The organism is Corallococcus macrosporus DSM 14697 (genome assembly GCF_002305895.1).
GTDB classification, from domain to species: domain Bacteria; phylum Myxococcota; class Myxococcia; order Myxococcales; family Myxococcaceae; genus Myxococcus; species Myxococcus macrosporus.
Map to the genome: position 1 here is coordinate 4,904,471 of NZ_CP022203.1, position 11,464 is coordinate 4,915,934.

The 11,464-nt window shown below is 72.0% G+C and carries 10 protein-coding genes; 4 read left to right on the top strand and 6 right to left on the bottom strand.

The genetic code is table 11. The features are described 5' to 3' along the window. Positions 1–43 precede the first annotated feature (43 nt). Both MYMAC_RS19890 and MYMAC_RS19895 read left to right on the top strand, forming a co-directional pair. Positions 44–349, top strand: coding sequence for a DciA family protein (locus MYMAC_RS19890; protein WP_095959222.1), 306 nt, complete (start codon positions 44–46; stop codon positions 347–349). Further along, positions 346–1,851 carry a CAP domain-containing protein gene (locus MYMAC_RS19895; RefSeq protein WP_095959223.1) on the top strand — a complete coding sequence of 502 codons (1,506 nt, stop codon included), beginning with the start codon at positions 346–348 and terminating at the stop codon, positions 1,849–1,851. The genes MYMAC_RS19890 and MYMAC_RS19895 overlap by 4 nt, the downstream gene beginning before the upstream one ends. Before the next feature lie 88 nt (positions 1,852–1,939). Here the strand turns inward: MYMAC_RS19895 and MYMAC_RS19900 are convergent, their stop codons facing one another. Further along, complete coding sequence (locus MYMAC_RS19900; RefSeq protein ID WP_043711416.1) at positions 1,940–2,173, bottom strand: hypothetical protein; 234 nt, start codon at positions 2,171–2,173, stop codon at positions 1,940–1,942. A gap of 359 nt (positions 2,174–2,532) precedes the next feature. Here MYMAC_RS19900 and MYMAC_RS19905 point away from each other — a divergent pair, with 359 nt between their 5' ends. Next, positions 2,533–4,668, top strand: a complete 2,136-nt coding sequence (locus tag MYMAC_RS19905; protein ID WP_095959224.1) for a lytic transglycosylase domain-containing protein — start codon at positions 2,533–2,535, stop codon at positions 4,666–4,668. A gap of 15 nt (positions 4,669–4,683) precedes the next feature. Here the strand turns inward: MYMAC_RS19905 and MYMAC_RS19910 are convergent, their stop codons facing one another. The 4 genes from MYMAC_RS19910 to MYMAC_RS19925 form a co-directional block, all read right to left on the bottom strand. Next, positions 4,684–5,346: a glutathione S-transferase family protein gene (locus MYMAC_RS19910; protein WP_095959225.1), complete on the bottom strand. Its 663-nt coding sequence runs from the start codon at positions 5,344–5,346 to the stop codon at positions 4,684–4,686. A gap of 103 nt (positions 5,347–5,449) precedes the next feature. After that, entirely contained in the window at positions 5,450–6,142 is a 693-nt protein-coding gene (cmk, locus tag MYMAC_RS19915) for a (d)CMP kinase (RefSeq protein ID WP_095959226.1), read from the bottom strand. Further along, the gene (gene hisC / locus MYMAC_RS19920) at positions 6,139–7,230 is read right to left on the bottom strand and encodes a histidinol-phosphate transaminase (RefSeq protein ID WP_095959227.1); all 1,092 of its coding nucleotides are present in this window, start codon (positions 7,228–7,230) and stop codon (positions 6,139–6,141) included. The genes cmk and hisC overlap by 4 nt, the downstream gene beginning before the upstream one ends. Before the next feature lie 24 nt (positions 7,231–7,254). Further along, on the bottom strand, positions 7,255–8,223 hold the full coding sequence (locus MYMAC_RS19925; RefSeq protein WP_043711421.1) for an acetyl-CoA carboxylase carboxyltransferase subunit alpha: 969 nt from the start codon (positions 8,221–8,223) through the stop codon (positions 7,255–7,257). A gap of 94 nt (positions 8,224–8,317) precedes the next feature. Between MYMAC_RS19925 and MYMAC_RS19930 the strand changes: the two genes are divergently transcribed. Next, positions 8,318–9,007, top strand: a complete 690-nt coding sequence (locus tag MYMAC_RS19930) for a tetratricopeptide repeat protein (RefSeq protein ID WP_095959228.1) — start codon at positions 8,318–8,320, stop codon at positions 9,005–9,007. A gap of 260 nt (positions 9,008–9,267) precedes the next feature. Here the strand turns inward: MYMAC_RS19930 and MYMAC_RS19935 are convergent, their stop codons facing one another. Next, positions 9,268–11,235, bottom strand: coding sequence for an ArsA family ATPase (locus MYMAC_RS19935; RefSeq protein WP_013940651.1), 1,968 nt, complete (start codon positions 11,233–11,235; stop codon positions 9,268–9,270). Between the last annotated feature and the right edge of the window lie 229 nt (positions 11,236–11,464).

The following is an 11,464-nucleotide window of genomic DNA, read 5'->3' on the forward strand; positions in this document are numbered from 1 at the left end:
CGATGGTTGGCTTTCAGGGGCAACGGATCGATGATCGCCCGCGATGGCCCGTGGTGAACCCAAGTCCCTGGAAAGCCTTCTTCCTCGCGTCCTGGCGCGGCTCGCGGGGGAGTCCGGCAAGGGCCACGCGCTGGCGCCGGTGTGGGCGGCGGTGGTGGGGCCACACCTGGCGCGCCACACCTTCCCCCAGGCCCTGCAGGGCACCACGCTGGTGGTGGCGGTGACGGGGGCGCAGTGGGCCCAGTCGCTGGAGTCCGAGTCCGCCTCACTGTGCGAGCGCCTCAACGCGAGGCTCGGCCCGGGCACGGTGACGTCCCTGACGTTCACGTTCCAGGCGGCGCGCCGATGATGGCCCTGCTGGCGCTGAGCGCCTTCCTGGCCGCCGCGCCGCCAGCGCCGAGCACCATGGAGCGCAGCGCCGCCCTCCATGTGAGCCGCGAATTCGAGCGCGTGGGCCGGCGTGTCCCGGTGGAGGACCCGCGGCTCTCCAAGGCCGCGCGGCGCCTGGCCCGCGAGGCCCTCACCGAATACACCACCGGCGCGCCGGGCCTCTTCACTCTCACCTCCGCCGTCAGCGACTCCGGCGCGGCGGACCCGTCGCCGCGGGCGCTCGTCATCCGCGCCTGGGTGCCCCGGCACGCCATCGAGACCTTCCTCGATCGCGACGACTTCCATGTCGAGCGCGCCTCGCACTTCGGCGTCGGTGTTTCGGTCATCGCCGAACGCGCGGCCCTGGTGCTGCTGCTGGTGGACCGCAAGGCGGAGCTCCAGGAGTTTCCGCGCCGCGTCGCCAGCGGCGGCGCCACGCTCTGCGGCGCCCTGGTGCCACCGCTGCGGCACGCGGAGGTGTACGTCACCCGTCCCGACGGCGCGGTGAGCCTGACGCCCGTCCAGCGGCGGAACGCGGGAGGCGGCTTCTGCAGCCGGCTCCACTTCGCCACGGAGGGCACCTACACCGTGGAGGTGGTGGGTCGCGCGGATGGGGGGCCTGAAGTGGCGGCCCTCTTCCTGGTGGACCAGGGCGAGCCCCGCAGGCGCGCCGCCCGCGAGGACACCGCCGAGCCCACCACGCTGGAGGACGCCCGCCGCGCCGTCTACGAGCGCATCAACGCGCTGCGCCGGGCCCACTCGCTCGCCGAGCTGGTCCCCGACGCGGCGCTGGAGCAGGTGGCGCAGGCCTACAGCGCGCGCATGTCCCGGGAGGGCTTCTTCGCCCACATCGCGCCGGACGGCTCCACGCTGATGAAGCGGCTGCCCGCGGGGGCGCGCTACGTGCGCGCGGGGGAGAACCTGGGCCTGGCCGCGGGGCCCCTGGCGGCGCACTTCGGCATCGAGCACAGCCCCGGCCACCGCCGCAACCTGCTGGACCCGGGCTTCCGCTACATGGGCGTGGGCGTGGCCTTCCACACGGTGAACGGACGCCCGGAGGCGGTCCTCACCGAGGTCTTCACCGTCGCCCCGCCCGCCTCGCCGGAGCTGGTGGACCCGCGGCAGGAGACCTACGACACCCTGAGCCGGCTGCGCGCCTCGCGCAAGCTGCCGCCGCTGACGCGCAGCGCCGCGCTGGAGGCGCTGGCCCGCGCCCATGCGAAGCGCGCGTTGGAGCTGGACCAGCCGTCCGCCCAGCCCGGTGAGGCCCCGGTGCACGACCGCGTCTTCGAGGTGCTCCCCGACGCGGGCACGGCCTCCGTGGACTTCTTCGTCCTGTCGGACCCCACGGCGATACCGGAGTCCCGCAGCATGGCCGACGCCACGAACAACCGCGTGGGCGTGGGCGTGGTGCGGGGCGACTCCCGCCGCTTCGGCACGAATCAATACTGGGTGGCCGTCATCTACGCGGCCGTCCCGTGATGTCCCGCACGGCCAGGCCACGCGGGTGCCCCTGGATGCAGGCCAGGGGCGTCCTCGCCAACGCGCCGCGGGCGCGGCGGACCCCGGACTAGACGGGCCGGCGCTGCGTGGCGTAGGCCTCGAGCCCCATCTGCGGCGGCGCCACCTGTGCGTACATCGGGCACTTCATGCAGGTGAACGACTGCCAACCTCGCCGGACGGCTTCATCCAGGCAGTTGTCATACTGATGACAGTTGAGGTTGCGGTGGGTCTCGACGCCGGCACGCTTGGGCCCGGCTTCGGGGTTGATGGTTTGTGGCAGATCGGCTGGACACGGCTTCATGAAGCCCTCCCTCTGAACTGTTTCCCCCCCGAGCGCTGTGAACGAGCGGTGCTACCTGACGACAACGACTGGACCCGCCATGCGGCGGCGGACCGGAGTGGCGCTGAGCGGCGGCGCAAGGTAGTGATTCACTCCGGGTGACGCAATGGGTCGGCAGTTCCTACCCAAGTGCACGTAATCGCCTGGACGCTTTCAGCGAATGACATCTGGTGGTGAACAGTCTGGACTGGCCCGACGCCGCGCGGATCTAGGACTTGTCGCGCCCGCTGTCAAACCACCCTCCCCGCGGGGCAAGGGGAATGATCGGTCAGTGCGTCTCGTTGGCAGGCCGCAAAGCCGCGTCGTGAAAGGAAGACCACATGAGTTGGAGCGGGTGGGTTGCGGGGGTGGTTGCGGGCATGTCCCTGGGGCAATCCCCGACGACGCTGGAGGCCGTGCGCCTCCACAAACCGGACGCGGCGGCCCTGGCGCGCGCGGAGCTGACGGCCTGCGCCGCGAAGAAGTGCGAGGACGCGGGCCGGCTGGCGCTGCTCGCGGGGACGCTCGCCCTCTCTGACGGGCAGGCCGCCGAGGCCAGGGAGCTGCTGTCCGCCTGGCCCCCGCCGAAGCGCCTGGCGCCGTACCACGCCTTCTACCTGGGGCAGGCCCGCTTCTACGCCGGAGACGCGGCGGGCGCGGCGGAGGACTTCGAGCGCGTCCTGGAGGCCAAGGCGCCCGCGGAGCTCGCGGCCCGCGCCCGGGCGAGGCTGGGCGAGTCCCTGCTGAAGGCAGGCAAGGCGAAGGACGCGGCCCGGGTGCTGGAGGCCGCCGCCAGGGCCTCGCCCACGGTGGAGCTGCTCTACCAGCGCGCCCTGGCACGCGGCGCGTCGGGCAACCGCGCCGGCCAACGCGCGGACATGCTGACGGTGGCGCTGCGCTTCCCCGCCCACCCCTACGGTGACGAGGCCCTGGCGTGGCTGACGGAGGGCAGCAAGCCCGCCGCGAAGCTCGGCTTCACCGAACGCACCACCCGGGCGGACCGCTTCCTGGACGCGGGCGCGTCGAAGCGTGGGCTGGACGAGCTGGCGACGCTGGACACGGTGAAGCTCGACAAGGCGCAGGCGGCCCGCGTGGCGCTCTTGCGCGCGCGGGCCTTCTTCGCGCTGGGGCGGGCGGAGGACGCCCAGAAGGCGCTCGCGTTGGCGCGCAAGGGCCCGGCCGCCATCGCCGCGCAGGCGGACCTGCTGGTGGCGCGGCGCGCGCTCCGCTCCGACGACAACGACAAGGCCCGGGCGCTGATGGCGGCGCTGGACCAGAAGTACCCCTCGCAGCCCGCGGGTGACGAGGGCGCCTTCTTCGCGGGGTGGTTGGACCTGCAGGAAGGCCGCTTCCCGGAGGCGGTGAAGGCCTTCACTTCCTTCGAGAAGCGCTACCCCCGCTCGCGCCGGCGGGATGAGGGCATGTGGTTCCGCGCCCTGGCGCACCTGCGTCAGGAGGAGTACCCGAAGGCGCGCGCCGCGCTGGACGCGTTCCTGGCCGCCTACCCCAGGAGCAACATGGGGCCGCAGGCGCGCTACTGGCTGGCGCGCAGCCGCGAGCTGGAGGGCTCGAAGGCGGAAGCCCTGCGTCCCGCCTACGAAGCCGTCATCACCTCCGCGCCCGCGTCCTTCTACGCGCTGATGGCGAACGAGCGCCTCAAGGCCCTGGGCCTGAAGGCGCCCGCCCACTTCCCCGAGCCCCCGCGGATGCTGACGCTGCCCCGCCCGCCCGAGTTGGAGCTCGCGGTGGAGCTGACGCGCGCGGGCCTGTTCCGGGACGCGGCGGACGAGGTGGAGGCGCATGGGGCCCGGCTGCGCTCGGCGGACCAGGCCCTGCCCTTCGCGCACGCGCTGCTGGGCCTGGGCGAGTATGGCCACGCCTACGCGGTGGCGGCGCGTCACCTGTGGGGCCGGGCCTTCGGCGCGCGCGCGCCCGAAGCGCTGGCGGCCTTCTACCCGCGCGCCTACGCCACGGCGGTGGAGGGCGCGGCGACACAGCACCGGGTGGACCCGCACCTGGTGTGGGCCATCATGCGGCGGGAGAGCGCCTTCCGGCCGGAGGTGATGAGCATCGCCGACGCGCGCGGGCTGATGCAGATCATCCCCAAGACGGCGAACGCCATCGCGGAGAAGCTGGCCGAGCCCGTGCCCGCGCCCGCGGACCTCTTCTCCCCCGAGCGCAACATCCGCTACGGCGCCTGGTACCTCTCGCGGTTGATGGAGCGCTTCGCGCACCCGGCGCTCGCGGCGGCGGCGTACAACGCGGGCCCGGGCTCGGCGGCCAAGTGGGTGAAGGAACGAGGCTCGCTGCCGCTGGACCTCTTCGTGGAGACCATCCCCTTCCGGGAGACGCGCGGCTACGTGAAGCAGGTGGTGGCGGACCTGTTCCTCTACCACGCCTTCTACGGTGACGGCGCGGGGGCGCTGAAGCTGCCGCTGGAGGTGCCCGCGCCGACGAAGGAAGGCGTCACCTTCTAGGGACGCGGCGAGGCGTCAATCACGGTCCGGCGCGCCCAACGGGAAGAGCGGCCGGAACCGCCGCGCCTCCTCCACCGCGCGGGCGAAGGACGGGCGCGCGAGCAACCGCGAGCGATAGGCGCGCAGCACCGGGTGGGCGTCGGAGATGCGGTGCGTCCAGTCCGCGTAGAACAGGGCCGGCGCGGCCGCGCAGTCCGCCAGCGTGAAGTCCTCGCCAGCGGCGGCCCAGGTCCTGCCGGCGAGCCGCCCTTCGAGACAGGCGTAGGCGACCTCCAGCTTCTTCACGGCCAGGGCCAGGCCCTCCTGGCGCTTCACCGCGTCGCCCGTCAGCGCGCCATCCACGGCGTGCTGCGCGGCGTTCATCACGTGCAGGTCGAAGTAGCGGTCGAGGAAGCGAACGTCCAGCGCGGCCCTCGGGTCCGTGGGCAGCAGCTTCACGGGCCCGGGGTGCACGAGCTGCAGGTACTCGATGATGATGCTCGTCTCCGCGATGTCGCGCTCGCCCTCCACCAGCAGCGGGAACTTGCGCAGGGGCCAGCGCCGCGCCCACTCCGCGGAGTGCGCCGGTGTCTCCGGGCTGATGCAGCGGAACTCGAAGGGCGTGCCGTTCTCATACAGCGCGATGAGGACCTTCTGCGTGTACGAAGAGAAGGGATGGCCGTAGAGCACGAGCGACATCGTGAGCCTCCTGGAGCGGTTGAAGAAACCTGGGTCACCGGCGGGCCGTCCAGGGCGGGTCCCGAGCCGTCCGGCCCGGCCCTTCGTCAGGCCCGCGGCCTGCTCACGCGCGCTGGGCCATCCGGCGCAGGATTTCGGACTCCATGCCGTGCACCACCTCCGACAGCGGGGTGCTGCTGGAGTCCACGTGCACCGCGTCGTCGGCGGCCTTCAGCGGCGCCACGGCGCGCGCGGAGTCGTCGCGGTCGCGCTTCGTCTGGTCCGCGAGCACCGACTCCAGGGTGCTCTCCACGCCCTTCTGGAACAGCTCCTCGTAGCGGCGCCGGGCCCGCACCTCCGGGCTGGCCGCGAGGAAGAACTTCGCGTCCGCGTCCGGGAACACCACCGTGCCGATGTCGCGGCCCTCCAGGATGGCGCCCTTCTCCGACTCCAGCGCGAGCCGCCGCTGGAGCTGGAGCAGGCCCGCGCGCACCACCGGCCGCCCGGACACCTGGGACGCCGCCATGGAGATGTCCGGCGTGCGGATCTCCCCGGACACGTCCTGGCCGCCCAGGAAGACGCGGTTCTCCTCGCCCACCACCTGGAAGTGGATGTGCACGCGGCTCAGCAGCTCGCCCAGGCGGGCGTCGTCGTCGGAGGCGATGCCCTCACGCCGGGCCATCAGGGCCACGCAGCGGTAGATGGCGCCGGTGTCCACCAGCGAGAAGCCCAGCCGGCGCGCCAGCAACTTGGACACCGAGGACTTGCCGGCACCGGCGGGCCCGTCAATGGCGACGATGAAGGGCCGGGCGCTCATGACAGGACCTCCTTCAGCACCTGGACGCAGCGCGCGTTCTCCGCGGGCGTGCCCACGGAGATGCGCACGTGGTGCGGGAAGCCCTGCCCCGCGAAGGGCCGGACGATGACGCCCTTGCGCAGGAGCTGCTCGTACAGCGCCACCGCCGGCCGGCCGAAGTCCGCGAACACGAAGTTGGCGTGGCTGTGCGTGAGCGTGGCGCCCAGCTTCGGCAGCTCCGCGGCGTAGTACGCCAGGCCCGCGCGGTTGATTTTGCGCGTGCGGCGCACGTGCTCCGTGTCCTCCAGGGCCGCCTGGCCCGCGGCCTGGGCCAGCACCGTCAGGTTGAAGGGCATCCGCGTGCGGTGCAGGTACGCCGCCAGCCGGGCGCCCATGATGCCGTAGCCCAGGCGCACGCCGGCCAGCCCGTGAATCTTGCTGAAGGTGCGCAGCGCCACCAGGTTCGGGTGCCGCTCCAGCAGCGCCACCGCGCTGGTGTAGTCGGGCCACTCGACGAACTCGAAGTAGGCCTCGTCGTGCACCACCAGCACCTCCGGCGGCACCGCGGCCAGGAAGCGCTCCAGGGCCGCCCGGCTGAACGCGGTGCCCGTGGGGTTGTCCGGGTTGGCCAGGAACACCATCCGCGTGCGCGGGGTGATGGCCTTCGCCATGGCGTCCAGGTCGTACTGGTAGCCCTCGCGCATGGGCACCTCCACGAAGGGCCGCCCATGGGCCTGCGCGGAGATGCGGTACGCGGCGAAGGAGCCCTGGCACAGGAGGATTTCGTCCTCCGGCGTGGTGAAGGTGCGGATGAGCAGCTCGATGAGCTCGTTGGAGCCGCTGCCCAGCACCACCTGCTCCGGCTTCACGCCCACGTGCGCGGCCAGCTTGCGCGCCAGGTGGAAGGACGTCGCGTCGGGGTACAGGTGCGTCGCGGCCGAAGCGCTCCGCATCGCCTCCACGGCGCGCGGCGAGGGCCCCAGCGGATTCTCGTTCGAGGCCAGCTTGATGACGCCCTGGAGGCCGAACTCGCGCTCGGTCTCTTCAATGGGCTTGCCCGGAACGTACGGCTTGAGGGTCTCGACGTGGGTGGGAACGAGCGGTCGCATGATGTGGGGCCCTGTTACGAGGTTTCAGCGTCCGGAGAACACACCGAGCGCGCGAAACTTCGCGTACCGGTCCTGGACCAGTTCATCGGGCGACAGCTCGGCGAGCTGCCCCAGGTGCTTGCGCAGCGTCTTGCCCAGCGCCTCCGCCATCTTCGCGGCGTCGCGGTGGGCGCCACCGGCGGGCTCGGGGATGGCCTCGTCGATGATCTTCATCTCCAGCAGGTCCTTCGCGGTGAGCTTCATCGCGTCCGCGGCCTTGTCCGCCTTGGCGGCGTCCCGGAACAGGATGGAGGCGCAGCCCTCGGGGGAGATGACGGAGTAGACGCTGTTCTGGAGCATCAGCACGCGGTTGCCCACGCCAATGGCCAGCGCGCCGCCGGAGCCGCCCTCGCCCACCACCGTGGAGATGATGGGCACGCGCAGCCGGCTCATCACCTCCAGGTTGACGGCGATGGCCTCCGCCTGCCCGCGCTCCTCGGCGCCGATGCCCGGGTAGGCGCCCGGCGTGTCCACGAAGGTGAGGATGGGCTTCTCGAAGCGCTCGGCCAGCTCCATGAGGCGGCGGGCCTTGCGGTAGCCCTCCGGGCGCGGCATGCCGAAGTTGCGCGCCATGTTCTCCTTGGTGTTGCGGCCCTTCTGGTGCCCCATCACCATCACCGGCTTGCCGTCGAAGCGCGCGAAGCCGCCGACGATGGACGGGTCCTCGCCGAAGGCCCGGTCACCGCACAGCTCGACGAAGTCGGTGAAGAGGTAGTGGACGTAGTCCAGGAAGTAGGGGCGGTTCGGGTGCCGGGACATCTGCACCACCTGCCACCGAGACAGGTCGCTGAAGATCTCCGTCTGGAGCTTCTTCGCCTTCTTCTCGAGCTTGGAGATCTCCGAGGAGAAGTCCACCGAGCCGCTGGTGGAGAGGACCTTGAGCTCGTCAATCTTCTTTTCCAGCTCAATCAGGGGGCGCTCGAACTCGAGCACATAGCTGGTACCGGTTGCCATGGCGCGGAACTAGCACCAGGGTAAGGCGGCTTTCAACGCGCAAGCGGTTACGCACCCCATCGAATTCCACGCCGTCCGGCCCGTCTGGAAACCCATGAACCCGGCCCTGCCCCTCCTGCTCCTGGCCCTCACGGGCGCCGCTCCGACGTCCCCGAGCGCCCGGGCGCTGAACACCCAGGGCTTCCGGCTGTACCAGGCGGGGCGCTACCCGGAGGCCCTGGAGCGCTTCCAGGCGTCCGCCCGGGAGGCCCCGGATTACGCGCTGGCGCACTACAACCTCGCCGCCACCCTGGGCGTGCTCCGCAAGCAGGGCCTCGTCTGCGAGTACAGCGCCCACCGGGACGCCATCGTGGAGCACCTCACCCAGGCGGTGAAGCTGGACGCCCGGCGGCTGGCCCGCGCGAAGGAGGACGCGGACTTCGCCCCCATCCGGGACACCCTGGGCTGGCAGAAGCTGCTGGGCCGCAGCCCGGCGCGCGAGGCGGACGTCCCCGTGCTGTTGCGCCAGGTGTCCTGGTTCGGCCCCGGCGTGGGCGTCTACGGCACCCTGCGGGGCCTGCGCTTCGGCCCCGCCAACCGGGTCACCCTCTGGACGAAGGAGGTGGGCGATGACGGCACGCCCCGCCAGAAGGAGGCGCGGGGGCGCTACACGGTGCGCGGCAGGCGGGTGACGTTGCGGCTGGAGGGCCGGGCGCCCCTGGAGGGCACCCTGACGGAGTCTGGCGCACTCACCTTCCCCGGCCTGGAGACGTTCACCGACTCACCCTCGGAGTGCGAGGCGTGAGCCCCTGCCTTCCAGCCATCAGTCGCGCCGGGACGCACGCACGCTTTCAGATACGGCCCGCGCAACCCCCTTGGCACCCATGATGCGCGCCGTCATGGTGCGCGCGGGGGCAGGTGGGAAGGGATGATTCTTCGGGGTGGAATCAGGGCGGGAGGCGGATGTGGCGGCGGCCCCCTCTACTTCTTCACGACGGCGACGACGCGGCTCCCGCCGGGCGGAGCGAAGCCCGGCAGGGCACCCTCATGTCCTTCGAAGGAACCTCAGGCCGCCTTGATCTTCGCGGCCGGGGGCGACAGCGCGTACCACGCGGTGCGGAAGGCCTTCAGCTCACGCAGGCCGGCCGGGTGACGGCCCAGGGCCGGCGCCATGGTGACGGGCAGGCCCAGCTTCTTCTCAATGGCCTTCGCCGCGTTGAGCTCCAGCTTGCGCCGGTTCTCGCACTTCTCGCAGGTGGACTTGGGGCCCACGCGGTTGACGAGCACCCGCTCCACGGGGAGCCCCTTCTCCTTCAGGTACTCCACCAGCCGCTCGGTGCGGGCCGCCGCCAGCTCCTCGCCGCGCGTGACGACCACGAAGCGCGCCTCGCTCGGGGAGGCCAGCGCGTCCTCGAAGCGCTTCACGTGCTTGATCATCCCGGCCAGGTCGTCCGCCAGCTCGCCCAGGCCCTTGGCGCGGTGCTTGTTGATGACGGTGTGCAGCGCGCCCAGCCACGCCTTGGCCGTCTCCGCCAGCTCCACCACGCGCACCGACGTCACCACCGGCGACGAGTCCACCACGATGCGCTTGAAGCGCTCCTGCACCAGCGCGTCCGTCAGGCAGGACAGCGCGGCCAGCTCGTCGATGCCCGGCGGCGCGCACTCCAGCAGGTTGCGCAGGTAGAGCAGATCCGCCGGCACCTCGCTGCCCGAGCGGGGCGCGCCCTCGAAGGCCTTCTCCGCCTTCTCCTTCAGCCGCTTGCGCAGGGCGTTGAACCAGCCGGCGATGTCCAGCTCGCGCGCGTACAGGCCCTTGGTGCCCTTCACCTGCGTCTCGGTGTCCGTCAGGCGGCTCTGCAGCACGTCCGACAGCGAGTGCGCCGGATCCGTGGAGATGAGGAGCACCGGCCCCTCCTTCTCCGTCAGCGTCACCGCGGCGGCCGCGGCGCACGAGCTCTTGCCCACCCCGCCCTGCCCCACGAAGAAGATGAGCCGCGTGGGCGGCAGCGGCGGCGCGGCGATGGGCGGCATGGACGGCGCGCGCACCAGCGCCGGAGGCCCCTCCGCCGCGGCGAACTCCAGCGCCTTGGTCTCCTTGCCCCCGGCCCACGCCTTGGCGAACAGCGCCAGGCCCTCCAGCCCGCGCGGCGCCACCTCGCGCCGGCCCAGCAGGTGCACCGGCACCGTCTTGTCCAGCGCCTGGAACTTGCGGACGTGGGGGGCCTGCAGGCCGCGCCGGCCCTGGCACGCGGGACAGCCGCCCTTGTCCTCGATCTGGTTGACGACGATCTCCGTCACCGGCAGCCCGCGCTCGCGAAGCTGGGTGAAGAGCATGCGCGTCTGCGCCTCCGGCACCGGCTCCGCCAGCGCCACCAGGTGGAAGGCCGTGCGCGCGGGGTCCTTCAGCAGCGCCAGCAGCTTCTCCGCCTTCTGCCCCACCTGCTCCAGGAAGCCAGGCGCCTCGGCCGCGGCCGCCGCCTTCTTGCCCTTCTTCGCCGGCGCCTCCACCTTGTCCGCGCCGGCCTTCACCAGGCCCAGGAACTTGCGCAGGCCCACCGGCAGGTCGAACAGCCGCAGGGTGTGGCTGGTCGGCGCGGCGTCCACCACGACGCGGTCGAAGGACTCGCCCTCCAGCAGGTCCACCACGTGGAAGAGCGCCACCAGCTCCTCCAGCCCCGGCACGGCCTGCTGATACAGCTTGCCCAGGTCGTCCTCCGACACGTGCGTGCCCTTGGCCGCGGCCTTCGCCAGCGCCGGCAGGTAGGACGCCAGGAAGGGCTTCATCAGCGCCGCCGGCTCCACTTCCAGGCCGTACACGCCGCCCTCTCCCTTGCCCGGGACCAGCCGGGTCGCCTTGGCCGGGAGCTTCTTCTTCACCAGGTCCGACAGGGAGCGGACCGGATCCAACGACACGAGCAGCACCCGTTCCTTGGGCGCCTCCTCCGACAACCTCAACGCATATGCCGCCGCGAGCGTGGTCTTGCCTACCCCGCCCTTGCCGCCGAAGAAGTGAAGTACTCGCGCGTCGCTCATTGCGTTGTGGCCTTCCTTGTGCCCCCCCAGCGGCACCCGATGCGCACTCCGGGGCGTCCCGAATGGATGGCGCCGCTGGAGCTGCCCGAGGCGTGGAACATGTCCGGCCGGGCACTCCCTGTGGGTGGGAGACCCCCCGAGAATCCCCCGTCCGGAGGTCAAAAGTCAAGAATTGACGGGGGTTTCGCGGCGGGGTCGCCGCCCGGGCGGGCATCCCCTTCGAGTCGGG